Genomic DNA, 25077 nt, shown 5'->3' with positions numbered 1-25077 from the left:
TTGCGCTGTGCTGCGACGGTGGGCGAACCGTGTCCGGGGGAACGGCGGTTGGAGCACTCGGGAAGCCCCGGGACGGGCTTCTGACGGACCACGGCAGGCGAGTACCGTGACGTTCGTTAGGAAGTTAACTAACGAAGTACAGTGCGTCAAGAGTCATCGCTAACTCGGTCACAGGGACCGTTGCCCGGGCCCGCGTGACGTCAGGACATCCCATCGCCGCATCCCATGGACACCCTCCGGGAACGCGGCCTGTGAACTGGGGGAAGTGTGGAACACGTCGTGGCGCAGGCGTCTCGGCTGACCGAGAGCGCGAGCGCGGTGTTCGAGGTGCTGGCCAGAGCCGGCAGCGCGACCCGGCCGCAGCTCGCGACCCTCGCGGGCCTGTCCAAGCCGACGGTGTCCTCCGCCGTCGTGGAACTGGAGAGCGTCCAGCTCGCCGCCCACTCCGGCACCGCCTCCGGGGGCACGGGCCGCAACGCGGCCGTATACCGTCTCGGCCCCGCCGCCGGTGCCGTACTCGCCGTCGATCTGGGCCCGGCGCTCACCCGGGTGCGCGGCTGCGCCCTCGACGGCACCCTGCTGGCCGAGGTCACCGGCCCCCGGGAGGACGCCGCCGCCGCGGTGCGCGAGGCACTCGGCGCGCTGCCCGCCGACACCCCGCTGCGCACGGTCGTCGTCGCCGTCGGTGATGTCGCCGCGCGGGACCGGGCGGGCGCCGGCATGCGTCCCGCGACCGCCAAGGCGGGCCCGGTGTTCGACGCCATGACGGTCGCCCTGCCGCCGGGGGTGCCGGTCCACCTGGAGAACAACGTCAACTGCGCCGCGCTCGCCGAACTGCACGAGGGCGCCGCCCGGGGCCGGCTCTCCTTCGGCTATCTGCGGATCGGCGTCGGCATCGGTCTCGGCATCGTCGTCGGCGGCCAGGTGCTGCGCGGAGCGAACGGCGCGGCCGGTGAGCTGGCCCGGCTGCCCTACCCCTGGGACGACGCCGTGGAGCCCCGCAGAGAGGCCCTGGAGGAGTACGTCGGCGCGCGCTCGCTGCTGCGCAGGGCGGCGGCGGTCTGGCCGGACACCGGCGAACCGTGCCCCGGCAGCGCGGACCGGCTCTTCGCCCTCGCCCGGCAGGGACACGACACGGCGAGCGCACTGGTCGGCCGACACGCCGCGGACGTGGGCAGACTCGCCGCCGCCGTGGCCGCCGTACTGGACCCTGGACTGATCGTCCTGGGCGGCAGCACGGGCACGGACCCGCAGCTCCTGCCCGGTGTCCGGGCCGAGCTGGGCAGGCTGAGCTGGCCCACCGAGGTGGTGAGCAGCACGGTCGGCGATCTCGGCACCGTGGTGGGCGCCGCCCGGCTCGCGGTCGCCAGAGGAGTCCAAACCGTGACCGATGGTGCGGGGGCGAAGGATTGACGGCCTCGGACTCGGTCTGCCAATGTCCGGACAAGCGCTTTCTAAGTCGGTCGGGACATCGACTTGGGGTGAGCCTCCCGCCTGTACGAGACGTACAGCAACCGCATCAGGGTGAGCTTGTGCGGCAGCGGCCCAGAAGGCCGGGGATGTCACCCGTTCAGAATGGCGAGGCCGGGCGAGGCCACGCCCCCGGAAAGCGAAACTCTCTGCACAATGCACCCGTGCCGCCTCGGCTGGCGCCGTGCTTCTTCCGCTACGAAGAAAAGGGATCGAAGATGACCAGTGTGAGTATGCGGCGCTCCCGCCGACTCGGCCGCCACGGCATCCGCCGCCTGGTTCCTCTCGCCGCCGCGGCCTCCGCAGGGGCCCTCCTGCTCTCGGCCTGCGGGGGAGGATCCGGCTCGGGTGGCACCTCCAAGTCCCTGACGTTCTGGATCTCCACCGTGCCGGGCCAGGACGCGGGCTGGAAGAAGCTGGTGGCCCAGTACAAGAAGGAGACCGGCGTCAGCGTCAAGCTCGTCAACATCCCCTACGACGGGTACCCGACGAAGCTGCACAACGCCGCGCAGGCGAACTCGCTGCCCGACGTCGCGGACGTGCCGGCGCTGGACCCGATCTGGTCGAGCAAGCTGATCGACCTCAGCTCCATCACCAACAACAAGGCCAACAAGATCAACGCCAACTTCCTCGCCAAGGACTCGTCCGGCAAGGTGCTGGCCATCCCCTCGGACGTCACCGCGTCCGGCCTCTTCATCAACAAGTCGCTGTTCGAGAAGGCCGGCGTCGCCGTCCCCGCCTCGCCCTCGACGACCTGGACCTGGACCGAGTTCATCGCCGCGGCCAACAAGGTCCGCGAGAAGACCGGCGCCAAGTACTCCCTGACCTTCGACCAGTCGCCGTCGCGTCTGCGCGCCATGGTGTACGAGATGGGCGGCAAGTACGTCCACGCCGACTCCTCCGGCAAGTTCTCGGTGGACGCGGCGACCAAGAAGGCCGTGAAGTACTTCGTCGGTCTCAACGACGACAAGGTCATGCCGAAGTCGGTGTGGACCAGCGGCGCCGACCCGTCGGCCATGTTCCAGAGCGGTGACGTCGTCGCCTACTGGTCCGGTGTCTGGCAGGTGCCCGCCTTCGCCGACAGCATCAAGAAGTTCGAGTGGGCGAGCGTCCCGACCCCGGCCCAGCCGGTGCAGGCCAGTGACGTCAACAGCGGCGGCATGATGGTCGGCTTCAACAACAACAGCGCCGCGGCCACCGCCGGGAAGAAGTTCATGTCCTGGGTGTACGAGCCCAAGAACTACACCGAGCTGGTCGAGAGCTCCGGCTTCCTCCCGGTCGAGAGTGGCCTGAGCCCGAAGTACCCCTTCAAGTCGGCGGCGGCGCAGGCGGCGTTCAAGCTCTACAACGAGGAGATCCCGCTCTACGCCCCGATCTCGGGCTACTTCAACGGCGCGCAGACGGCCTGGGTGCTGAAGGGCAAGAGCCTCACCACCGACCCGACCAAGACGGAGCTCGGCAAGGCGATCAACGGCCAGCAGTCGGTCGACAAGGCCCTGGACAACATCGTGGACGGCTACAACACGGCGGTCGGCAGCGGATCGTAGGCCCAAGGGCCCGGGCGGCGGGATCGCACACCGCCGCCCGGCCCTGGCCGTCCACGAGACGCCGGGCTCACGGTCGGAGCCCTCAGCAATCCATTCCACCAGCACGGAAGTCAGGAAGATGACAAAAAGCGCCGCGGACGTGTCCGTGAGCCCGCCCAGGCGACGACGACGCAGCACCTACACCCTCGCGCCGCTCGTCCTCGTCGCGGCCAACGTCGTGCTGTTCGCGCTGTTCTTCGTGTGGCCGGCGGTGATCGGGCTCGTCTACTCCTTCACCAACTACACCGGTGTGGGGGCGTTCCAGTTCATCGGACTGGACAACTACCAGAACCTGTTCGGCGACTCCACCTTCTACGACGCGCTGTTCCGGACGCTGCTCTACACCGTCCTCGTCGTCCCGCTGAACTTCGTGCTGTCGCTCCTCATCGCCAACCTCGTGGTGAGCAGGCAGGCCAAGGGCGCCTCGTTCGCCCGCGTCGTCTTCTTCATCCCGTGGCTCATCTCGCCGATCGTCGTGGGTGTGCTGTGGCGGTGGCTGTTCGGTGAGAACTTCGGACTGATCAACTACGTCATCGAGAAGTTCGGCGTGCACGCGATCGCGTGGCAGTCGAACGCGGACCTGTCGCTGGGCGTCGTGGTGATGGCCGGTGCCTGGTGGGGAACGGCCTTCTCGATGCTGCTGTTCATCGCGGCGATCAAGAACGTGCCGGTGTCGTACTACGAGGCGGCCTCGCTCGACGGCGCCGGTCCCTGGCGCCAGTTCATCAGCATCACGCTGCCGAGCATCGCGCCCACCTCGTTCATCGTGATCCTGCTCAACACGATCAACGCGATGAAGGAGTATCCGCTGTTCGTCTCCCTCAACAACGGCGGACCCGGAACCTCGAACAACCTGCTCGTCCAGTACATCTACGAGACCGGCTTCAACCGGGGCCAGATCGGCTACGCGAGCGCCGCGTCCTTCGTGCTCATGCTCATCCTGATGGCCGTCGCGATCATCCAGCTGATCGTCAACCGGCGGGTGGAGAACCGATGACAACCACAGACACGCCGCGTCCGGTCGACGCCGACTCCGGCCGGACCCTTTCCAAGCGGCAGCGACGCAACGGGCGCGACGGCGGGCTCCGGCGCGCGGTCCCCGCGACGACACTGCTGTGGATCCTGGCCGCCCTCTACGGGCTGCCGGTGCTGTGGTTCGTCCTCAGCTCCTTCAAGCCGGCGGGGGACCTCTTCTCCCTGCCGCTGACGGTGCTTCCGCACAACCCCACCGTGTCGGGCTACAAGGCGGCCTGGGACAGCGCCAACTTCTCCCAGTACTTCATCAACACCGCCATCGTGTGCGTGATCACGACGATCCTCACGGTGGGCGTCAGCTGCTGCACCGGCTACGCGCTGGCGAAGTACAACAACCGCTGGCTCAAGTTCTTCTTCATCTGCATCCTGGCCACCACGATGCTGCCGTCCGAGGTCATGCTCGCCCCCGAGTTCCTGGTGGTCCGCGACCTCGGCCTCTACAACTCGTTCGGCGGCATCATCCTCCCGGCCGTGCTCACCGCGACCGGCTGCTTCATGTTCCGCCAGTTCTTCCTGACGGTCCCCGACGAACTCGTCGAGGCCGCCCGCATCGACGGCGCGCGGGAACTGTCGATCTTCCTGCGGATCATGGTGCCGATCTCCCGGCCCATCATGCTGACCCTCGCGATCCTGTCCTTCCAGTGGCGCTGGAACGACTACATCTGGCCGCTGCTGATGCTGAACGACCCCAACAAGTTCACCGTGCAGATCGGCATCCAGAGCCTCGTCGGCGCGCAGAACATCAACTGGTCGGTGCTGCTGGGCGGTTCGGTCATCTCCATGATCCCGCTGATCCTCATCTTCCTGGTCTTCCAGCGGTACGTCATGAGCGCCGACATCAACGCCGGACTGAAGGACTGACCTTGCCCAGCCCGCTCGACGACGAGTTCGTGCGCGCGGCGGCCCGTGCCGCCGACGGGTCGGCCGCCCCGCCGGCGGCCGACCCGGACCAGGAACCCGTCGGTGTCACCCACCGCGTGCTGGCCCGCCGGGTGAAGACCCTGATCGCGGCCCACCGCTCCCCGGACTCGGCCCTGCACGGCAGCGAGAAGGCCGTCGCCGCCGCGCTGACCCACCTCCGCGCCCTGCGGGCCGCGCAGACCGGCACCGGCCTCTTCGCGGGCGGCGACAACGTGCAGTCACCGCCGGACTCCGCGTTCACCGTCAACGACGTGTGCGACGCGTACGTCCTGGCCGTGGGCGCGGGTCCGGAACTGGACGACGTCGCGGCCGCGCTTGCCGAGATCGCCCGCGCCGCCTCCGACAGTCTCCTGACCGGCGGGGTGCACACTCCGAACCACCGCTGGGAACTGTCCGCCGCGCTGGCCCGCCTGCACCGCTCGTTCCCCGACGATCGGCTGCTCGACCGTGTCGAGGAGTGGCTCGCCGAGGGCGTCGACATCGACGCGGAGGGCCTGTACTCGGAGCGCAGCGCCGTCTACGCGTCCCATGTCTCCAACCCCTCGCTCCTGCTGCTGGCCGAGGTCCTCGACCGCCCCGACCTGCGGGACGCCGTCGAACACAACCTCACCGCGACCCTGGACCTCATCAGACCGGACGGCACGGTGGAGACCGTCCACTCCCGGCGCCAGGACCAGAAGGGCCGCTTTCCGCTGGCGCCCTACCTCCCGCACTTCCGGCTGCTCGCGATCCGCACCGGCCGGGGCGACTTCAGCCGAGCGGCACACCGGGCGGCGGCCGACGGCATCGACGACCCCGACCTGCTCGCCGCGGCCCTCCTCACCCCCGACCTGTGCCGCGAACTGCCGACACCGGAGCCGCAACTCCTGCCCCGCGACCGGTACTTCACCACGGCCCGCCTCGCCTCACGCGTCTCCACCACAACGCACAGCGTCCTGTACGGCGGCTCGGACGTCCCCGAGCACCGGCGCATCCGCTCGGGCCTGGCCTGCAACCCCACCTTCCTGCGCCTGTTCGCCGGCGAGGCGGTCCTCGACGCGGTGCGCCTCTCCCGGGGTTTCTTCGACCTCGGCCCGTTCCGCGCCGCCGACATGGAACAGCTCGCCGACAACCGGTACCGGCTCACCGAGACCCTGACGGCCGCCTACTACCAGCCGCTCCCGTCGGACCGGCAACGAAGCGACGGCACCTACCGCATGACGGACGAGGGCCGCTTCTCCGCCGCCCTGTCCTTCCCGGATCGCCCCCGCGACGAGGTCTCCCACACGACCCGCGTCGAGGTCGACCTGCGGGACGACGGGGCCGACCTGCGCATCGACATCAGCGGCCCACAGGTGCCCTGGTCCCTCGAACTGACCTTCCGGCCAGGGGGAGTTGTAACGGGCGCCACCCCGATCGGCGACGGACGCTGGTGCCTGACGACCGAGCCCTTGACCTACCGCGTCGGCGACGACGAGATCCGCGTCGAGGCCGCCGTCGAGGCGGGCGAACCCCTCGCCGGGCCGGACCGCGGCGACGTACTACGGTACGACCCGGGCCAGGACCACACCGTGGTGGGCGGCACCGACGCGACGACCGGAAACCGCGTCTACCTCGGCGGCAACGGCCCCCGGACACTGACCGTCGCCCTGCGCGCCGGCCGCCCCGCACCCGACCTCTGACCCCGCCGACCCACGCCACGGCCACCTCCGGCATGAAGGGCTGAACCACCCGTGCACCTCCTCCACCAGCGCGGCCCGCTGCACGACCTCCCCGACACCCCGGAGGCCTACGACGCGGTCCTCGCGGACGTCGTCGAGCAGGCCCTGCGGCGCATCACACCGGAGGGCAACCTCGAACACCCCGACTGCTACGACGACATCGGGGACACCTCGCTCGGCATCACGTCCCTGCTGGCCTTCGCCTGGCAGCGCGGCAAGGACCCGCGCCTGCCGGAGCCGGTCCGGCGCAGCCTCGCCTTCCACCTCAGCGAGCGCGTCTACACCGAGGACAACCCCGGCTACCCGAACCTGAGGGTCCGCAACTCCGGCCTCCCGTACGCCCGTTACGTCCTGGAGACGGGCGCCCACCCCATCGGCGACTGGCCGAGCACGGCATGGGCGCTGCTCCAGGCGGTCAACATCCTGGACGCGACGGACGGACTCGTCGACGACGAACAGCGCACCGCACTGGTCGAGTTGGCGCACGGCTACTGGCGCTGGCTCACCGAGGCGACCTTCTTCAACCCGCAGGAAGCCGGCAACCAGGCGATCGGCTGTGTGGTCGGCGGCTTGATGCTGGCCCGCCATCTCCCTTCGACAGAAGGGGAGTTGGTGCGCGGACGCGCACTCGCCGTGTACGCGGACGAGATCCGCGCCCACCGTGTGAGCGACCGCGGCGCCCTCCTCCCGCCCGAGCACGGCGGCGCGTACGACAACAACTACGGCCCGATCTCCCTCTCCTTCCTCGCGCGGGCCCACATCGTCAGCGGCGAGGACATGTTCGCCGAGGACGGCGAGGCGCTGGCGCGCTACATCGACGCCCGCCTCACCAACGGCGGCTTCGACAACGGTGGTCCGCGCTACAGCGAGCAGCACTCCGCCTTCGAATCGGTCCTCGGTCTGCGCTACTTCGGCGCCCGTATCGGCTCGGACATCGGCCGCTACCGGGGCGACAGCCGCTGGGCCCGGCACGCGGTCAAGCCGGACGGGGGAGTCGACGGCCACTTCGCGTGGATGCTGGTCTGGCAGATCCAGGACACCACACCCTGGCACCGCACCCCGTCGACGGAGCCGACCCGCCATCAACTCCGCGCCGGTACCGTCTCGGTGGCCTTCGACAGCAAGATGACCCCGTCGGTGGTCGAGGCCGACAGCACGTACTACCTGCCCGCCGCCGTCAACCGCCAGCGCGGCTTCGGCCCGGTGCTCGACGGCTTCCTGTTCTGCCGCCCGATGGGCGAGGTGCGAGTCCGCGACATCAGCGCCGAGGGGCTCACGGCCAAGCTGGTCACCAAGCCGGTCGTCGGCCGCGACCACGTCCTGCGGCACATTCAGTCCCTGTACGTCACCGACGGCACAAGCCTGTGGACCACGGTGGCCGTCGAACGCCTCGACGGAGCACCGTACTTGCTCGCCGGACTGCCCTACGCGGCGGACGACGGAGACCGGGTCCGCAGGACGGCCGAGGGTGACGTCAGCTCCGCGGGCAGCCTGCGCCTCACCCACCCGACCGGCGAGGGCGCCGACCACTTCGACGCCCGCTCCGAACTCTCCCAGCAGGAGGCGGCGTTCGCCCTCGCGGCCGACCCGCGCGGCTACGGCAACCCCGACGAGGGCTGGAGCCACCTGGTCACCTCCACGGCACTGGAGGCCGACCCGGCACCGGGCGCGCCGGAGCACCTGCATGTGTTCGCCGTCCGCTACGGACCCGGCACCGGTCCCTTCACCGCCGAGTTCACGAGCGGCGAGAACGGTGAACTCACCGTCCGCACCGAGGCGTTCACCGCGGTCATCGGGGACGCGGCGGGCGACGCCCACGGCGAACCGGAGCTGACGCTCCACGCGTGAGCCCTCAGGCGCGGGGCACGCCGTACGGCGAAGGCAGCGTGGCCGGGGGGATCACCAGATCCGCCCGGCCACGCGTCGTGGCGACCAGATCGGCGTTGCGCTGGTCCGTGCCCGACACCCAGGCCACGGCGGTCTCGTGGTCCTTGCCGAACTCCTCGTGCCGGGCGACGAGTCGGCGGACGCGCTCGTCCTCGTCGGCCTCGCAGAACCACACCTCGTCCAGACACGGCCGTACCCGCGCCCATGAACCCGCCTCCAGCAGCAGGTAGTTGCCCTCCGTCACCACCAGCCGGGCCGTGGGCGGCACCGGGATCGCGCCGGCGATCGGCTGCTCCAACACCCGCTCGAAGCTGGGCGCGTACACGATCTCGTCGGTCTCGTCCCGCACTCTCCGCAACAGCGCCGCGTACCCGGCCGCGTCGAAGGTGTCGGGCGCGCCCTTGCGATCGCGGCGGCCGAGCCGGTCCAGTTCGACGTCGGCGAGATGGAAGCCGTCCATGGGGACATGCGCGACCCAGGGCTCCCCGGCGCCGTTGAGCGCGCGCACCAGGTGCTCGGCGAGGGTCGTCTTGCCCGCGCCCGGGCTGCCGGTGACACCGAGGACGGCCCGTCGGCCGGGGGCGGTGAGAGCGGTGGCACGGGTGAGGAGGTCGTCGAAAGTCAGCGGCACACGGAGAGTGTGCCATCCGCCTCAGATGTGCGGCCGGGGCGATGATGCGCCGAAGATCGGGGAGTCGGGTCAGCAGAGGGACCATGGAGTGGGGGACAGGAACAGGAGCCGTCCATGTACGACGACGTCACACAGATCCGCGCCCTCATCACCGGCTGGGCCGAGGCCGTCCACCGCGGCGACCTCGACGGCGTCATGGCGGACCACACCGAGGACCTCGTCATGTACGACGTCCCGCCCCCGCACGCGGGCATCCACGGCCTCGCCGCCTACCGCGCGAGCTGGCCGCCGTTCTTCGAGTGGCAGGCGCAGGGCGCCTTTTTCGACATCGACTCGCTCGACATCACGGCCGGCACGGACGTCGCCTACGCCCATGCCCTGCTCCGGTGCGGCACCCCCGAGGAGTTCGCCGCATCCCCCACCCTGCGGCTGCGGCTGACCTTCGGACTGCGCAAGGAACGGGGCCGTTGGATGGTCGCGCACGAACATCACTCGTTCCCGCACGACTGACGTGGACCGACTCTCAGGCCGTCCTGTCGATCAGCTCGTCGGCGACCCAGTGGGCGACCTCGGCGGGGTAGGGCGCGGACAGCCCGAGCACGATGTGGTGGAAGCCCGCGTCGACCGCCTCACGGATCGCGTCCCGGGTCGCCTCGGGCTTGTCGTAGGACACGGAGAGGTGGATCGAGCGCGTGACGGAGGCGGGGTCGCGGCCGATCTCGGCGCAGTAGCGGTCGAGGAGCGCGCTGCGGTCGATGACGTCCGTGATGTCGCCGCCGGGGATGTTCCACAGGTCGGCGTGCTCGGCGACCACGCGGAGTGTCGCGGCCGAGCGTCCGCCGATGAGGATCGGCGGGTGGGGGCGCTGGACGGGCTTGGGGTTGCCGAACGCTCCGGTGAGGTGGTGGTGGGTGCCGTGGAAGTCGAACGGCTTCTCCTCGGTCCACAGCCGCCGGATCACCGTGCAGGCCTCGGCGAGGCTCGCCACCGCGTGCGCGGAGTCGTGGAAGGGGAGGCCGTGTGCCGCGTACTCGCGCCGGGCCAGGGGATGGTTGGGGCGGGAGCCGACACCGATGCCGAAGTCGAGCCGTCCGCCGGAGACGACGTCGACGGTCGTGGCGATCTTGGCCAGCATCGCGGGCGGCCGGAAGCGGTTGCTGGTCACCATCACACCGAGCCGCAGCCGGCGGGTCTGCGCGGCGAGGGCCGAGAGCAGTGTCCAGCCCTCGAAGGCCGGGCCGTCCGGGTCGCCGCCGATCGGCATGAGGTGGTCGAACAGCCAGGCGTGCTCGATCTCCGGGACGGTGTCCGCCTCGCGCCAGACGCGGAGGAGGTCGGGGTAGCCGACCTGCATGGGGGCGGTCATGATTCCGAAGCGGGTGCGGGGTGTGCTGGGCATGGCGCCTTCCGATGTTCGGCAACGCGTGGTGGCAGGCATGGCTTGGTCGTCCGGCTTGTGCTCTGACATCATGAGCAAGCGGAACGTGGTTCCGGAAACGATACGGAACTCTGTTCCGTTTAACAAGGTCCAGCGGTGGAGGAACTGCGCGATGAGCGGCAACGAGGCGGACGCGGGCGGTGCGGCCCAGTCCAAGCGGGCGGACGCCCGGCGGAACAAGGAGACCCTGCTCGACGCGGCGGCCAAGGTCTTCGTCGCGTCCGGCGTGGACGCGCCGGTGCGCGACATCGCCCGCGAGGCCGGTGTCGGACTGGGCACGATCTACCGCCACTTCCCGACCCGCGCCGATCTCGTCATCGCCGTCTACCGGCATCAGGTGGAGGCCTGCGCCGAAGCGGGCCCCGCGCTGCTGGCGAGCGGTGCCGGTCCGTACGCGGCGCTGCGGGAGTGGATCAGCCTCTTCGTCGACTTCCTGGTCACCAAGCACGGGCTCGCCGCGGTGCTGCGGTCCGACAGCGCGGGCTTTGAGGCGCTGCATTCCTACTTCCTGGACCGCCTCCTGCCCGTGTGCACCGAGCTGTTCGACGCGGCAGTGGCGGCGGCCGAGGTCCGGTCCGACCTCACCGCCTATGAAGTCATGCGCGGCGTCGGCAACTTGTGCGTCGGCGTGGAGGGCGACGACCGCTACGACGCGCTCCGCCTGGTCGACGTCCTGATCGCAGGCCTGCGGCTGCCGCGCTGACCTCGATCCCGTTCATGCGCCGGTGGCCGGTACGTCACCTCGTGCTCATCCGGCGCTGAGACGTTCGCTCTGTCCGAAGAGTTGGCTGTACAACTTGATGAGAGAGTGATGACGATGTCGCCGTCCGTAGCGGATCTGCCGCTGACCTGGCTGCGGGACAACTGCCCCTGCCCCCGCTGCCGCGACCCGCGCAACGGTCAGAAGCTGTTCCAGATCACCGAACTGCCCACCGACCTCGCGCTGGAGGCCGTACGGCAGACCGCCGACGGCGTCGAGATCGACTGGGCGCCCGACGGGCACCGGTCCGTGTACTCCGAGCGCTGGCTGGCCGCCGGGCGACCCGGAGCCGGGAGTGCGTCCGAGGACCGACGCGGTGAGAACGGCAAGACCCTGTGGATCGCTGCCGACCTGAACGGCCGTCTCCCCGAGGCGAGTTGGGCTGACTACCTGGCCGACCCGGTGGTCAAGGCACGGGTGCTGGAGTCCGTCCTCGGGCTCGGCTTCGCCCTGCTGCGTGATGTGCCGTGCCATGAGGGCCAGGTGCTGGAGGTGGCGGAGACCTTCGGCTACGTCCGCGAGACCAACTACGGACGGCTCTTCGACGTACGGGTCGAACCGGACCCCAACAACCTCGCCTTCACCGGCGCCCGGATCACCCCGCACACCGACAACCCCTACCGCGACCCGGTGCCCACCCTCCAGCTCCTGCACTGTCTGTCCAACGCGGCGGTCGGCGGCGACTCCGGGCTGGTGGACGGGTTCCGGGCCGCCGCGCTGCTGCGCGCCGAGGCCCCGGAGGCGTTCGCCGTACTGACCCGTACCCCCGTGCCGTTCCGCTTCAGCGACGCATACACCGTGCTGGCCGCCGACCGACCGCTGATCGACGTGGACGGGCGCGGGCAGATCCGCGAGGTGCGCTTCAACAACCGTTCCATCGGCACCCTGTTGCTGCCCGCCGCCGAACTGGAGTCCTTCTACCGGGCCTACCGCGCCTTCGCCGAGATCACCCTGCGCCCCGAACTCCAGCTGGAGTTCCGGCTGTTGCCCGGCGACTGCCTGATCTTCGACAACGTCCGGCTGCTGCACGCCCGTACGGCCTTCGAGGAGAGCGGCGCCCGTCACCTCCAGGGCGCCTACGCCGACCTCGACGCGCTGGCCGGCACGTTGGCGATACTGCGGCGCGAACGGGCCGTAGCCGCAAGGGAGTTCGTGGACGAGCTGGCCGAACTCTTCGCGGGGGAGGGGGCGAGCGCCTACCTGGGGGAGGAGGTCACGATGGCGCAGCACATGCTGCAGGCGGCAGCCCGGGCCGAGGAGGCGGGAGCGCCCGACGCGTTGATCGCCGCCGCGCTGCTGCACGACCTCGGACACTTCCACGGGCCGGTCAGCGGTGCGGAGTTGATGGAGGGCACCGACAACCGGCACAGCCACACGGGGGCGGACCGGCTGGCCGAGTGGTTCGGTCCCGAGGTCACCGAACCGGTCCGGCTGCACGTGGCGGCCAAGCGGTATCTGTGCGCGGTCGAGCCGGGCTACTTCGGCCGGCTCTCCGAGGCGTCGGTGTACACGCTGGAGGTACAGGGCGGTCCGATGTCTCCGGCCGAGGTCGCCGCGTACGAGGCGAATCCGTATGCGGCGGACGGGGTCGCGGTGCGCCGCTGGGACGACGAGGCCAAGGATCCCGAGGCGCCGACCCCGGACTTCGCGCACTTCCGCCCGCTGCTCACGGCCCTGCTGCGGAACGCATGAGGTCGGACGGACACCTGAGGTCAGGCGTCGTCGGCCGGGCGGCGGGCCAGCGAGCCGGACGCCGCCGAGCTGTGGACGGTGAAGGCCACGGTCTCCGGAAGGTACCGGTCCTCGGACCACTCGACCGGTGCGCCCGCCGGATCGGTGCTGCACCTGCGCTCGCGCAGCAGCGGGTCGCCGGGCCGGCAGCCGAGCAGCCGGGCGTCCTCCGGGTCGGCCCGGCACAGGTCGATGGTGTGCTGGGCGTCCGCGATCAGCACGCCCGACTCCTCCAGGGCCACCGTGTGCGACACGGTGTCGGCCGGCAGCTCGGCGATCAACTCGCCCACGGCGGACGGGTATACGGTGCGCTCGACCATCACCGGCCGCCCCGAGAGCGTGCGCAGCCGCCGAACCTCGTACACCTCCGCCCCCACCGGCAACCGCAGGTGCTCCCGCTCGGTCGGGTCGGCGGGGCGGGTCTCCATGGTGACGATCCGGCCGCCGGGCTCCTCGCCCGTCGAGCGCGCCCAGCGGGTGAAGCTGAGCAGTTCGCCGAAGCTCTGCGGCCGGGGCGTACCGATCACGACCCGGCGGGTGCCGCGCCGCGAGGCGATCAGCCCCTCGGTGCGCAGCAGGGCCATCGCCTGGCGGACGGTGCCCCGGGAGACGCCGTAGCGCTCGGCGAGCTCGCCCTCGGCGGGCAGCCGTCCGCCGGAGCCGTAGCGGCCCTCGCCGATCTCGCGACCGAGGTCGGCCGCGACCTTGCGGTACATCGCCGGGGGCTTGCCGGGGCCGTCCGTCACCGACCGGGTCTCCGTCCTGAGCGCTTCCGCCCCGCAGCCGTCAGTCGCGCTCGTCGTTCTTCTTGTTCTTGATCCGCTCGGCTTCCTTGCGGACCTCGGCCTGGGTGGCGCGCTCCTTCTCCAGCCACTCGGGGCTGTCCTTCTTCAGCGCCTCGATCTGCTCGGTGGTGAGAGGCTCGGTGACCCCGCCGCGCGCGAGACCGGCGATGGAGACGCCGAGCTTGGCCGCGACGACCGGGCGCGGGTGCGGGCCGTCGGCGCGCAGCTCGCGCAGCCACTGGGGCGGGTTCGCCTGCAACTCGTTCAGCTCGGCGCGGGAGACGTCACCCTCCTGGAACTCGGCGGGCGTGGCCTCTAGGTACACACCCAGCTTCTTCGCCGCCGTGGCGGGCTTCATCGTCTGGGTGGTCTGGTGCGAACTCATACCGTCAAGAGTATCGACCGTGTACGAGACCTCCGACCACGGCGGGTAACCTTGCGGGGTGACAGGCTCGGAAGCATCCCCCACGTTCCGGCTCGCGTACGTCCCCGGGGTGACGCCCGCCAAGTGGGTGCGGATCTGGAACGAGCGTCGGCCCGACGTCCCGCTCGTCCTCGTACCGGTCCCGGCAGCCGAGGCATCCGATGTGTTGCGGCGCGGCGAGGCCGACGCCGGACTCGTGCGCCTGCCGGTCGACCGTACGGTCCTCAGCGCGATCCCCCTCTACACCGAGGCGACCGTGGTCGTGGCCCCCAAGGACCACGTCGTGACGGCGGCCGAAGAGGTGTCCCTCGACGAACTCGCCGACGAGGTGGTCCTTCACCCCCTCGACGACGTCCTCGACTGGGAACAGCCGCCCGGGGAGCCCGCGTTCGAGCGTCCCGCCACCACCGAGGACGCCGTCGAGCACGTGGCGTCGGGCATCGGCATCCTCTACGTCCCCCAGTCCCTGGCCCGGCTGCACCACCGCAAGGACCTCACCTACCGGACCGTCGTCGACGCCCCTCAATCGGACGTCGCCCTCTCCTGGCCCGAGGACGCGACCACCGACCTGGTCGAGGACTTCATCGGCATCGTGCGCGGCCGTACGGTCAACAGCACGCGGGGCCGCACCCAGGCGCCCGCCCAGCCGCAGCCGAAGACCAAGGCGAAGCGCGCCGAAACCCCCGCGCGCCGCAAGCCCGCCGCCGGGAAGTCGACGGGCCGGACCGGCAAGAACCCGCGTGGTGCGTCCGGCGGCGCCAAGGGAACCAAGCGCGGCAAGCCCCGCGGTCGCTGACGACCGTCACGTCGACTGCCCTCCGTACAGGCCGACTTCGCTGCCGAGGCGGGTGGCGGACCGCCTAGACGAGCACTCCCGCCAGCATCCGGAACAGATCGCCCGTCGCGTCGGCCGCGCCGAGCGCGGGCAGAGCGCCCAGCGTGAGGACGGCCGCCGCGAGGGGCCACAGGCGCGGCGGCGGCGCTGTCTGGAGCGCCGCGATCCGGCGGGTGACGGCACGGTCGGTGAAGCTCAACGCGCATGCGGGGCGCGCGCGTTCGGCGCTCAGGGCGGCGCGGGCCAGGGCGCGGGCGGTGGTCGCACGGTCGCCGACCGCGTCCGCCGCCCGCTCGTCCGCCCACCGTTCCACCAGGAACACGACCGTGGATCGTACGGGCCGCAGCAGCGGGTTGGCCGCGGCCGCGAGCGTCGCCGCGGTCACCAACTGCGCGTGCCGGTGGGCGAGATGGGCACGTTCATGGGCGAGCAGGACCCGGCGCTCCGCCGGTTCGAGGGCGCTCAGCATGCCGACCGTGACCAGGATCCGGCCGGGCGGGCCGGGGATGGCGAACGCACGCGGTTCGGGGGAGTCGGCGACGATCAACTCGGTGTCCGCCGGGTGCCCTTCGCACAGCCGGCGCAGTGCGCGCCGCGTACGGCGGTCCGCGCTCACGGCCCCCTGGACGGACACGACGAGCACGGCGAGGGCGACCGCGGCCGCGATCCCGATGACCTCGGGCACCGGTTCGGGCAGCCGGTGTCCGTCCTGCCGGGCCTCGGCGACGACCGGCGGGGCATCGCCGACGAGCGTCGCGGCCAGCAGGAACAGGGACCAGCAGGTGGCCGCCGCGGTCACCACGGCCGCGACGGTCAGCACCCGGGCGGCCAGTGCCGGGGCCACCCGTCTGCCGATCGCCGGGCTGATCGCGGCGAGCAGCGCGGACAGCAGCAACGGGGTGTAGACGTCGAACCTCATCCCGCGCCCCCGGCCAGCAGGTCGCGCAGGGCCCTCTCCTCCTCGGGACGCAGACCGCTCACGAACTGCTGCAACGCGGCGATCGGGTCCGGCCCCCGGTCCAGCGCCTCGTGCATCGCCTCGGCGGTCAACTCCGCCGCGTTCTTCGCCGGCCGGTAGGCCCCGCGCCGCCCGGCCGCGTCCCGCAGGACGAGCCCCTTGTCGTAGAGCCGCTTCAGGATCGTGTGCACGGTGTTGTAGGCGAGCGGGCCGTCGATCTCGGCCTGGATCTCGGCCGGTGTCAGGGGACGGTCGGTCGCCCACAACGCGGCGAGGACCTCGGTCTCCAGCTCACCTGCGCTACGCCGCTCCGCGCGGACATGCGGGTCTCTGCCAGCCATGGCGGTCACCTTACAGCGTGTAGGGCGTGACGCGCCCACCGCTGACGCTTGACGCTCTGACCTGGCGCTTCTGCGTGGTCGGGGCCGGTTCGTGTGGCTGGGGCTACTGGGGGCTACCTACTTCTGCCTGGGAGTTTCCGGGAGTTCCTGGGGAGGCGTGCACGGGTTGGGCACGCGATCCGGTAGCTGGGCGGTGGGCTTGATGGGCGCCGTTGACGAGCGGCGCACCAGCGGGAGTTCGCCCGCCGAGGGGGAGCGGACGCTGTGCGTGCAGTGTCCCGAACTGGTCGGCGGTCTCCCTGCCGGCCTGATGATCACCGGCAGGCGCTCGACGACGCCACCGTGCCGCGCGTCGCGCACGCCTATGAGCAGGCGGTCGGCGGATTGCCGAGACCCCCTGTGGCTGGGGGCAGTTCGGGAGTGGAGTCCAGGGCCGGGCTTCAGTCGTCCCTCCGGTCGGGTGCCGTGGACCAGCCGATGAGCGCGCCGCGCAGGGCGGCCACGAGACGGGAGGCCGCTTCGTCCTCGGTCCGGCCGCTCTTGATGAGGTCGAGGATGTCGCGGGGGTCGAACAGGGCGTTCCACAGGTACAGGGCCTCGTCGCCGAGGTCGCCGAGGCCGAGGTCCTCGGTGGTCTGGCGGAGCGGTTCGGTGAGTGCCTCGGCCTGGGGAGTGAGGTAGCCGGTGTTCTCGCGCAGCCGCTCCAGATAGCCGCGGTGCGAGCGCATCTGCGCCATCGCGCCGCCGTGTTCGAGGACGAGCGACACCCAGTGGCGGGAGACCGCTTCGAGGCGCTGCATGCCCCGGGTGGTCTGCTGTGTGCTGAAGTCCCGCAGTTCGGAGCCGACTTGGGCGCGGAAGGCGTGCAGGACGTCCTCGACGGAGGAGAAGTGCCGGTAGGCGGTCGCGGTGGACACCTCGGCGCGCTTGGCGATCTCGGTCAGGCTGACCGGAGTCGGCGAGTTCTCGAACAACTCGGCGGCTGCCTTGATGAGTTGTCTGCGGTTGCGCTGGGTGTCACTGCGCATGGGTCGACTCCCCGTTCGCGTGGCGGCGGTGTTCACCGGAGGGCCGAGAGGCCGTGGGCCAGACGACGGACGCCCTCGGTGATGGACTCCGCGTCGGCAGCGTACGACAGCCGCAGATGGCCCTCGCCCCGGGCACCGAACTCGCTGCCGGGTCGGACGGCCACGCCGTAGGTGGAGCGCAGTGCCGCCACGACCTCGGCCGACGGGAGATCGAGGTCGTAACGGGGGAACTGGTAGAACGCGCCCTCCGGGGTGCTGAGTTCGAGGCCCGGGACCTTGGCGAGTTCCGCCCGCATGAGTTCGCCGCGCCGTTCGTACTCCGCTCGCATCCGCGCGATGTCGGCGTCGCACGTCCGTACCGCGACGAGCGCGGCGTCCTGGACGGCCGTGTTCACCGAGCCGTTGAAGGTGTTGTGGATGCGCGCGGCGGCCTGGATCAGGGGCGACGGGCCTCGGAGGTAGCCGACCCGCCGGCCAGTCATCGCGTACCTCTTGGAGGAGGTCTGACAGTAGACCCCGGAGCAGGACGAGAAGAACCGGCGCGCCCACCCCGATCGCCGCGTGGGAGGGGATGAGGCCGATCGCTGCGGTCGCTCCGGAGATGAGCACCAGGAGGGTGGCCAGGAGCCTCTTGCGGCCGAGCTTGTCGCTGAGGTATCCGCAGATCACGCTGCCGAAGGGGCGGGCGAGGAAGCTGACCAGGAAGCCGACGTTGGTGAGGAAGAGCCCGTCGGCACCGGCGTCGCCCATGATGTTGAGCGCGAGATAGGTGACGAGCAGGCCGTAGATGCCGTAGTCGTACGCGGGCGACAACAAGGCCGTGATCGCCGCGCTGGAGCACATCCGCCCCGGGGACGTCCTCGTCATCAACGCCTTCGGCTTCGAGGGGCGCGCCGTCATCGGCGACAACCTCGCCCAGCGCTTCGACGTGTTCGGTGCCGTCGGCGCGATCGTCGACGGCTATGTGCGCGACGGCGCGATCATCGAGCGGCTCGGGTTCCCGGTCTTCGCGCGGGGGCTGACTCCCGCCGGCCCGTTCAAGAACGGGCCGGGCACGATCGGCGAGTCCGTCGCCATCGGTGGGGTCGTCGTCGAACCCGGGGACATCGTCGTCGCCGACGCCGACGGGGTGATCGTGATTCCCCCGCACCGCGCCGAGGAGGCCCTCGCGGCCGTCAAGGAGATCGTCGCCCGCGAGGCGGACCTCGACGCCGAGGTCGAGACGCTCCGGAGGAAGGCCGCCTGATGGCAGCGGAACGGGACACCCACCGGCTCCGGGTCGCGGTCGCCGCGCCGCTGTCCGAGGAGAACGGCGCGCTCATACGGGAGTTGGAGCCCCGGATCGACCTCGTCGTCGACCAGGCACTCCTCCCGCCGATGCGCTGGCCCGCCGACTTCGCCGGCGATCCGACCTGGCTGCGCACGCCCCGGCAACAGCGCTCCTACCAAGCGCTTCTCGACTCCGCCGAGGCGCTCTACGGCATCCCGGACGTCGACCCGTCCGCGCTGGCCCGTACGGTCCGGGCCAACGCACGGCTGCGATGGGTGCACACCATGGCGGCCGGCGGCGGCAGCCAGGTCAAGGCGGCGGGACTCGGCGCCGCGGAACTCGACCGGGTCGCCTTCAGCACCTCGGCCGGTGTGCACGGACGGCCGCTCGCCGAGTTCGCCGTCTTCGGCGTCCTCGCGGGAGCCAAGGACCTGCCTCGCCTCGGCCGTCAGCAGCGCGCCCGCGCATGGAGCGGTCGCTGGACGATGAGGCAGGTGAGCGAGCAGACCGTGCTCGTGCTCGGTCTCGGCGGGATCGGCCGGGTCGTCGCCGCGAAACTGCACGCGCTGGGCGCACGGGTCGTCGGCACGAGCAGGCGGGACATCACCGTCCCCGGCGTGTCCGAGGTGGTGAGCCCCGACCGGCTCGTCGAGGTGGCACCGGCCGTGGACGCGGTCGTCAACACGCTCCCCGGGACGGAGGCGACCGAACACCTGCTGGACAAGCGGTTCTTCGACGCCCTGCGGCCGGGCGCGACCCTCGTCAACGTCGGGCGGGGAAACGTCGTCGACGAAGCCGCTCTGATCGACGCCCTCGACAGCGGACGGGTGGGTTTCGCCGCGCTGGACGTCTTCGAGACGGAGCCGCTGCCGGCCGCCAGCCCGCTCTGGGACCACGACCAGGTGCTCGTGAGCCCTCACACGGCCGCCCTCGACGCGGCGGAGGACCGCCTCATCGCCGAGCTGTTCGCCGCCAACGCCACGCGGTTCCTGGACGGACACGCGCTGCTCAACCGGGTGAACACCGTCGAGTTCTACTGACCTGTCCCGGATGTCCCGTCCTCTTTCCCGGACGGCCGGTGCGGGCGGGCCAAGTCGTCGTAGAAACACGGCTGTTGAAGGTCGACGTGCCGGCCCGCTCAGCGGCTGCCGACGCTCCGTCGGCCCACCGGTACGTGCAGCAGATCCTGGCCCAGGACCATGCGACCGCCGAAGTCGGCACGGCGTGCGCTGTTCCGGAGGAGGCGGCGCCAGGTGGCGTCCGTGGTGGCGGCCGGGTTTCCGGGGCTGAGGTGGGTGGCGACCAGCGTCTTCACGCCTGCCTCGGCCGCGATCCGCCCGAGTTCGGAGACGTCGGTGTGTGTGGCGAGGATGTGGTCGATGAGAGCCTGCGGCAGGCCTAGGGCCGCAAGCCCTGCCGGGTACAGGGCTTCGTGCACCAGGACGTCCGCGTGCCGGGCGAGCCTGATGACGTTCGGGCTCGGGGTCGTGTCGCCGGAGAAGACGACGCTGCCGTGGTCGGTGTCGAAGCGGTAGGCGTAGGCGGGGTAGACCGCGCCGTGCGGGACGAGCACGGCGGTGACCTTCACGTCGTCGTTCTCCATGACCGTGAAAGGCGCCATGGCGGGGGCGGTGTTCGTGGCGGAGGCGCCGGTGCCCGTCGGCGGAAGCACGTCGTGGACCCGGAGCAGGGTGGCCGGGTCGATGCCGATGTGTTCCGTCATGAAGAAGGTGGGGGCCGCGGCGTACGCCTGTCCCGCCAGCCTGGTCATCTCGACGGTGCCAGGGATGGGGCCGGGGGCTCCGGCGACGGCGGAGGCGATGCCTGCCGGGCCGGGGCCGTACACGTCGACGGGACTCTGGAAGCCCTGTGCGCCCGAGGCGCCGGCCGCGAGCATGGGGAAGGCGTAGTAGTCGACGATGTGGTCGGCGTGGAGGTGGGTGAGGAAGATGCTCGTCAGCGAGGGCATCGACAGTCCGGCGCGCATGTACTGACTCACCGCGCCCCGGCCGCAGTCGACCACGTACGTACGGCCGTTGACCACCAGCGCCTGGGAGATTCCGTACCGGGCCGCGAGCGGCGGCGGTCCGGAGTTGGTGCCGAGAAGGGTGAGGGACAGACCCGTGTCGGAGGATGCCGCCGGGGTCGCGAACGCCTGCCCGCTCAGCGTCGGTACGGCGACGGCGGCCGCGGACGCGGCCACCGCGCCGAGCAGGGTCCTACGGGACGCCGACACACCTGTGCACTCGGTGGAAGACTCACACATGAGGCAATCGCTCCTTCATGGTTCCTGGTACGCGGTGTCACCCTGACCAGGCCCGGAGCGGCTGTCCACCTTCCGGTAGGAACTGGGTGTTCGCGGCGCGCACCATGAGATTGCGTGCCGCGAACGACCGCCCGCGGATCAGCACACCAGGGACCGGCTCAGCGGGCCCGAGCGCAGATGGCGGCCGCGGGGTTGGGTGTCGGTCAGTCGCCCGGCGTCGACGACGGGACGGCCGCCCACCACGACGGTCTCCGGCCAGCCGGTGACGGTCATGCCCTCGTACGGTGTGTAGTCCGTGGCCATGTGCAGGCCGGTGCTGCGGACGGTCCGGGTGGCCGTGGGGTTCCAGATCGCCAGGTCCGCGTCCGCGCCGGGGGCGATGACTCCCTTGCGGGGGTAGAGGCCGTTGAGCCTGGCAGGGTTGGCGCACATCAACTCGACGAAGCGGCCCATCGGCAGGCCGCCCTTGACCACCAGCTCGCTGAAGATCACCGGCATCCGGGTCTCAACTCCCGGGAGACCGTTGGGCATGGCCCGCACGTCGTGACTCACCGACTCCTTCTGGGCGGTGTCGTAGCAGCAGTGGTCGCTGCCGATCGTCGCCACCTGGCCCATGAGCAGCCGTGAGCGCAGCCCGGCTACCGTGCCGGCGTCCCGCAACGGCGGGCAGCACACGAAGCGTTCGGGGTGCGGGCCCGCGTACGCGGAGTCGTCCAGCACCAGGTGGTGGGCCACCGTCTCCGTGAACGCCCGCACTCCACGGCCACGGGCGCGGGCCACCAGGTCGACCGCCTCGGGTGTCGACTGGTGGACGAAGTACACCGGGGCCGACACCGACTCGGCGATGGCGAGGATCTGGCACACCGTGCCGCTGGCCCAGTACTTCGTCAACTCCCTGATCGTGGCCGTGTCCGCGACCGTGCTGTCGGTACTGGTGGCCGTCTTCGCCTCCTACGCGCTGAGCCGCTGGAAGTTCCCCGGCAGCGGAAGCTTCAAGTCGGCGGTGCTCGCCACCCAGATGTTCCCCGGCATCCTCTTCCTGCTGCCGCTGTACCTGCTGTTCGTCTACGCCGACCAGAACCTCGGCACCGACCTCGTGGGCACCCGCGCCGGGCTCATCGTCACGTACCTGACCTTCTCGCTGCCGTTCGCGGTGTGGATGCTGGTCGGCTACTTCGACACGGTGCCACGCGACCTCGACGAGGCGGCGAAGGTGGACGGCGCGGGGCCGCTGCGCACCCTGCTCCAGATCATCGTGCCCGCCGCGACACCGGGAATCGTCGCCGTGTGCATCTACGCCTTCATGACCGCCTGGGGCGAGGTGCTCTTCGCCTCGGTCCTCACCGACACACAGACCCGCACCCTCGCCGTAGGCCTCCAGGCCTACTCCACCGAGGCGAACGTCTACTGGAACCAGGTCATGGCCGCCTCCCTGGTCGTGTCCCTCCCGGTCGTCGCCGGATTCCTGCTGCTCCAGCGCTTCCTCATCACCGGCTTCACCGCCGGCGCCGTGAAGTGACCAACTGGCCCCGACAGATCGGAACTTGGCATGCCGGACATCGGCCTGCAGCTCTACACGCTGATGAACGTCCTCGACGACCGACCCGCCACGCTCGCCAGGATCGCCGACCTCGGGGTGACCTCGGTGGAACCCTTCCGCCTGGGCCGCACCGAACTGGCCCGTGACGCGCGTCTGGCCGAGGCGCGCTCGCTGAAGGCCGACATCGACGCCGCCGGTCTCACCGTCTCCTCCACCCACGCCCGCCTGCCCGACGCGGAGGATCCCGGCTGGTTCTTCGAGGAGATGGCCGAGGCGGGCGTGCCCATCGCCATCGCCTCCACTCCCGAGGCACTCCCCGGATTCACCCGCGACGCGCTGGTCTCGGCCGACGGAGTACGCCGGTTCGCCGACCGGTTCAACGCCCTGGCCGAGGCGGCCGCCGGGCACGGTCTGCGGGTCGGCCACCACAACCACTACTGGGAGTGGACCCCGCTCGACGACGGCCGCTACGGCTACGACGTCCTGTGGGACGCCCTCGACCCGTCGATCGTCGCCGAGGTCGACATCTACTGGGCACAGACCGCGGGCCAGGTCCCCGCCGACGTCGTCACCAGGCTCGCCGAACGAGTCGAACTCGTCCACGTCAAGGACGGCCCGGCGGTACGCGGCGAACCCCAAGTCGCCGCCGGGCAGGGCTCGGTGGCCCTTGCGGACGCGCTCGACGCTGGCCGGGACGCGATCCGCGTGCACATCATCGAGGCGGACGGGATCGCCGAGGGGGCGGACATCTTCGACCTGGTCGCGGAGAGTGTGGCCTGGCTGAAGAAGCGTCAGGGCGTGAATCTCGACGCATCCTGACGGCACGTCCAGGGCCGTCGGTGGCCTCTTCCGGAGCAGTACGGAGTGACCGCCGACGCGCCCCGGCGTGCTGGGCCGTCAGTCGCTTGGCTGAATTACAGGCCGCGGCCTCGCCCGCCGCGCGGTAGTTTGTCCATGTTTTCCCTGGCTCCCGCCTTCAGAACTACAGGCTGTAGGGTGCTGGAAACCCTACAAACTGTAGGGGGAGGGGTGGGCAATGTCCGGCAGCGCGTACGCCACACTCGCCGGGACGCGACGGCTCGGAACGCCGACCGCGTCCCGCCGCTCGGAATACCCGCTCGCCGCGGTGGCGGTCGTCTTCGCCCTGGCCCAACTGGTCTTCGTACGACCCGGGTTGGGCCTCGGCTGGGACGAGACCGTGTACGTCAGCCAGCTCAGCGCGCACGCCCCCGCCGCCTACTTCAGCGCACCCCGCGCCCGCGGCATCTCCCTCCTGGTCGCCCCCGTCACCTCCTGGTCCTCGTCCACCACCCTGCTCCGCGTCTACCTCGCCGTCCTGGCGGCCGCCGCCCTCTTCCTCGCCCTCCGCACCTGGCGCGGCCTGTTCCCGGCCCGCGTCCTCGCCCTGGCGGGCGCCCTGTTCGCCTCCCTCTGGGTGACCCTCTTCTACGGCCCGCAGGCCATGCCCAACTACTGGGTCGCCGTGGGCGCGCTCGCCGCGGCGGGCTGCTGTCTGCGCGCCCGGGCCGACCGCTCGGACCGGGCCGCGGTGTGGGGCCTGGCGGCGAGCGCGTCCCTGATGGCGTGGATGCGGCCGACGGACGCGGTCTGGGCGACCCTGCCGCTGCTCGTCCTCCTCGTGGCCGTCCGCCGGTGGCGGCTGCTCACCGTCCTCCTCGCCGGGCTCGCGTCCGGCGCCGCGGAGTGGGTGATCGAGGCGTACGTCAGTTACGGCGGCCTGACCCAGCGGCTGCACGAGGCCTCGGCCATCGAGGGCGGACTGGGCTGGCACATCGCGGTCGTCGACCAGCTGCGCAGCCTGGGCGGACGCGCCCTGTGCCGCCCGTGCACGGGGGCGATGCCCAACCCGGCGGTCGACGTGTGGTGGCTCGTGCTCCCCGCGCTCGCCGTCGTCGGACTGGTCGTCGCGGTCCGCGCGCGGCGCACGGCGGCCACCCTCGTCCCGCTCGCCTGCGCCGCCACGGCCGCCTTCCCCTACCTGTTCATGATCGGATACGCGGCACCGCGCTTCCTGCTGCCCGCCTACGCGCTGGTCGCGATCCCGGTCTCCGACGGACTGATCCACCTGGTCACCAGACCGACCGGAGCCTGGCGGCGGGCCGCGGTGACCCTGCTCGCGATCGGCCTCGCCGGGCATCTGGCGATCCAACTCGCCGTCCTGGAACGGACGGTGAGCCGTACGAACACCCAGCACCGCGACTGGTCCCGCACCGCCGCCGAACTCCACCGCCTCGGCGTCCGCAAGCCCTGCCTGCTCACCGGCCAGGACGCCATCCCGATCGCCTTCTACACGGGCTGCGCCTCCGCCGCGATCGGCGGCCACAACGCCAACACCACCCGCACGACCCTCGACCGCACGGCCCACCGCATGCCCGTCGCCGACCTCACCCCGACCGGCAGCCCCCCACCCGCCTACGCCCACGACTGGCCCGCCCACCGCTCCGGCACGC

Annotated in this window: 24 protein-coding genes and 1 pseudogene; 15 read left to right on the top strand and 10 right to left on the bottom strand. The window is 71.1% G+C overall.

Translation table 11 applies throughout. The annotated features are described in order from the left end of the window. Window positions 1-279 precede the first annotated feature (279 nt). The 6 genes from JHN63_RS04605 (at window position 280) to JHN63_RS04580 (ending at window position 8560) form a co-directional block, all read left to right on the top strand. Complete coding sequence (locus tag JHN63_RS04605; protein WP_307781816.1) at window positions 280-1413, top strand: ROK family protein; 1134 nt, start codon at window positions 280-282, stop codon at window positions 1411-1413. Window positions 1414-1688: 275 nt separating this feature from the next. Further along, window positions 1689-3017 carry a sugar ABC transporter substrate-binding protein gene (locus JHN63_RS04600; RefSeq protein WP_200677372.1) on the top strand — a complete coding sequence of 443 codons (1329 nt, stop codon included), beginning with the start codon at window positions 1689-1691 and terminating at the stop codon, window positions 3015-3017. Between the two features lie 118 nt (window positions 3018-3135). Next, complete coding sequence (locus tag JHN63_RS04595; protein ID WP_200677371.1) at window positions 3136-4053, top strand: carbohydrate ABC transporter permease; 918 nt, start codon at window positions 3136-3138, stop codon at window positions 4051-4053. Continuing rightward, on the top strand, window positions 4050-4952 hold the full coding sequence (locus JHN63_RS04590) for a carbohydrate ABC transporter permease (RefSeq protein WP_200677370.1): 903 nt from the start codon (window positions 4050-4052) through the stop codon (window positions 4950-4952). Before JHN63_RS04595 ends, JHN63_RS04590 begins: the two co-directional genes overlap by 4 nt. A gap of 2 nt (window positions 4953-4954) precedes the next feature. Then, entirely contained in the window at window positions 4955-6673 is a 1719-nt protein-coding gene (locus JHN63_RS04585; RefSeq protein ID WP_200677369.1) for a hypothetical protein, read from the top strand. A 51-nt stretch (window positions 6674-6724) separates the two neighbouring features. Further along, entirely contained in the window at window positions 6725-8560 is a 1836-nt protein-coding gene (locus tag JHN63_RS04580) for a hypothetical protein (RefSeq protein ID WP_200677368.1), read from the top strand. A 4-nt stretch (window positions 8561-8564) separates the two neighbouring features. On the opposite strand, the gene JHN63_RS04575 is transcribed toward JHN63_RS04580, so the two are convergent. Then, window positions 8565-9230, bottom strand: coding sequence for a nucleoside/nucleotide kinase family protein (locus JHN63_RS04575; protein WP_200677367.1), 666 nt, complete (start codon window positions 9228-9230; stop codon window positions 8565-8567). Window positions 9231-9344: 114 nt separating this feature from the next. On the opposite strand from JHN63_RS04575, the gene JHN63_RS04570 reads away from it, so the two are divergent. Next, complete coding sequence (locus tag JHN63_RS04570; protein ID WP_200677366.1) at window positions 9345-9740, top strand: SgcJ/EcaC family oxidoreductase; 396 nt, start codon at window positions 9345-9347, stop codon at window positions 9738-9740. 13 nt (window positions 9741-9753) lie between these two features. On the opposite strand, the gene JHN63_RS04565 is transcribed toward JHN63_RS04570, so the two are convergent. Next, window positions 9754-10629: an LLM class flavin-dependent oxidoreductase gene (locus tag JHN63_RS04565; RefSeq protein WP_200677365.1), complete on the bottom strand. Its 876-nt coding sequence runs from the start codon at window positions 10627-10629 to the stop codon at window positions 9754-9756. Between the two features lie 151 nt (window positions 10630-10780). Between JHN63_RS04565 and JHN63_RS04560 the strand changes: the two genes are divergently transcribed. Continuing rightward, window positions 10781-11371, top strand: a complete 591-nt coding sequence (locus JHN63_RS04560) for a TetR/AcrR family transcriptional regulator (protein ID WP_200677364.1) — start codon at window positions 10781-10783, stop codon at window positions 11369-11371. 114 nt (window positions 11372-11485) lie between these two features. After that, the gene (locus JHN63_RS04555; protein ID WP_234476137.1) at window positions 11486-13120 is read left to right on the top strand and encodes a phosphonate degradation HD-domain oxygenase; all 1635 of its coding nucleotides are present in this window, start codon (window positions 11486-11488) and stop codon (window positions 13118-13120) included. 20 nt (window positions 13121-13140) lie between these two features. Here the strand turns inward: JHN63_RS04555 and JHN63_RS04550 are convergent, their stop codons facing one another. Then, window positions 13141-13905, bottom strand: coding sequence for a GntR family transcriptional regulator (locus JHN63_RS04550; protein ID WP_307781815.1), 765 nt, complete (start codon window positions 13903-13905; stop codon window positions 13141-13143). Between the two features lie 40 nt (window positions 13906-13945). Then, window positions 13946-14329 (bottom strand): DUF5997 family protein, encoded by a 384-nt coding sequence (locus tag JHN63_RS04545; protein ID WP_200677362.1) that lies wholly within the window; start codon window positions 14327-14329, stop codon window positions 13946-13948. A 58-nt stretch (window positions 14330-14387) separates the two neighbouring features. Between JHN63_RS04545 and JHN63_RS04540 the strand changes: the two genes are divergently transcribed. Then, entirely contained in the window at window positions 14388-15164 is a 777-nt protein-coding gene (locus JHN63_RS04540) for a LysR family transcriptional regulator substrate-binding protein (RefSeq protein WP_200677361.1), read from the top strand. A 64-nt stretch (window positions 15165-15228) separates the two neighbouring features. Here JHN63_RS04540 and JHN63_RS04535 read toward each other — a convergent pair whose 3' ends face one another. The 4 genes from JHN63_RS04535 to JHN63_RS04520 form a co-directional block, all read right to left on the bottom strand. Next, a complete protein-coding gene (locus tag JHN63_RS04535) occupies window positions 15229-16122 on the bottom strand; it encodes a M56 family metallopeptidase (RefSeq protein ID WP_200677360.1) in 894 nt (297 codons plus the stop codon). Further along, window positions 16119-16502 carry a BlaI/MecI/CopY family transcriptional regulator gene (locus JHN63_RS04530; RefSeq protein ID WP_200677359.1) on the bottom strand — a complete coding sequence of 128 codons (384 nt, stop codon included), beginning with the start codon at window positions 16500-16502 and terminating at the stop codon, window positions 16119-16121. The genes JHN63_RS04535 and JHN63_RS04530 overlap by 4 nt, the downstream gene beginning before the upstream one ends. A 440-nt stretch (window positions 16503-16942) precedes the next feature. Further along, on the bottom strand, window positions 16943-17530 hold the full coding sequence (locus JHN63_RS04525; protein WP_200677358.1) for a TetR/AcrR family transcriptional regulator: 588 nt from the start codon (window positions 17528-17530) through the stop codon (window positions 16943-16945). A 32-nt stretch (window positions 17531-17562) separates the two neighbouring features. Further along, complete coding sequence (locus JHN63_RS04520) at window positions 17563-18012, bottom strand: aminotransferase class I/II-fold pyridoxal phosphate-dependent enzyme (protein ID WP_234476136.1); 450 nt, start codon at window positions 18010-18012, stop codon at window positions 17563-17565. A gap of 338 nt (window positions 18013-18350) precedes the next feature. Between JHN63_RS04520 and JHN63_RS52410 the strand changes: the two genes are divergently transcribed. Beyond that, window positions 18351-18776, top strand: a complete 426-nt coding sequence (locus JHN63_RS52410) for an RraA family protein (protein ID WP_374222893.1) — start codon at window positions 18351-18353, stop codon at window positions 18774-18776. Further along, window positions 18776-19840, top strand: coding sequence for a D-2-hydroxyacid dehydrogenase (locus JHN63_RS04510; RefSeq protein ID WP_200677357.1), 1065 nt, complete (start codon window positions 18776-18778; stop codon window positions 19838-19840). The genes JHN63_RS52410 and JHN63_RS04510 overlap by 1 nt, the downstream gene beginning before the upstream one ends. Window positions 19841-19938: 98 nt before the next feature. Here the strand turns inward: JHN63_RS04510 and JHN63_RS04505 are convergent, their stop codons facing one another. Continuing rightward, on the bottom strand, window positions 19939-21066 hold the full coding sequence (locus JHN63_RS04505; RefSeq protein WP_200677356.1) for an MBL fold metallo-hydrolase: 1128 nt from the start codon (window positions 21064-21066) through the stop codon (window positions 19939-19941). Window positions 21067-21204: 138 nt separating this feature from the next. Next, window positions 21205-21888 (bottom strand): amidohydrolase family protein, encoded by a 684-nt coding sequence (locus JHN63_RS04500; RefSeq protein ID WP_307781817.1) that lies wholly within the window; start codon window positions 21886-21888, stop codon window positions 21205-21207. Between the two features lie 31 nt (window positions 21889-21919). On the opposite strand from JHN63_RS04500, the pseudogene JHN63_RS04495 reads away from it, so the two are divergent. The 3 genes and pseudogenes from JHN63_RS04495 to JHN63_RS04485 form a co-directional block, all read left to right on the top strand. Further along, window positions 21920-22585: pseudogene (locus tag JHN63_RS04495) on the top strand (carbohydrate ABC transporter permease); the annotation flags it as partial. A 30-nt stretch (window positions 22586-22615) separates the two neighbouring features. Then, complete coding sequence (locus JHN63_RS04490; protein ID WP_200677354.1) at window positions 22616-23425, top strand: sugar phosphate isomerase/epimerase; 810 nt, start codon at window positions 22616-22618, stop codon at window positions 23423-23425. Between the two features lie 217 nt (window positions 23426-23642). Then, the coding region (locus JHN63_RS04485) for a hypothetical protein (protein WP_200677353.1) at window positions 23643-25077 on the top strand (1435 nt) is incomplete at its 3' end.

Origin of the sequence: Streptomyces sp. MBT65, assembly GCF_016612545.1 — a bacterium.
GTDB lineage: Bacteria > Actinomycetota > Actinomycetes > Streptomycetales > Streptomycetaceae > Streptomyces.
This window is presented reverse-complemented; position numbering and strand designations above follow the sequence as displayed.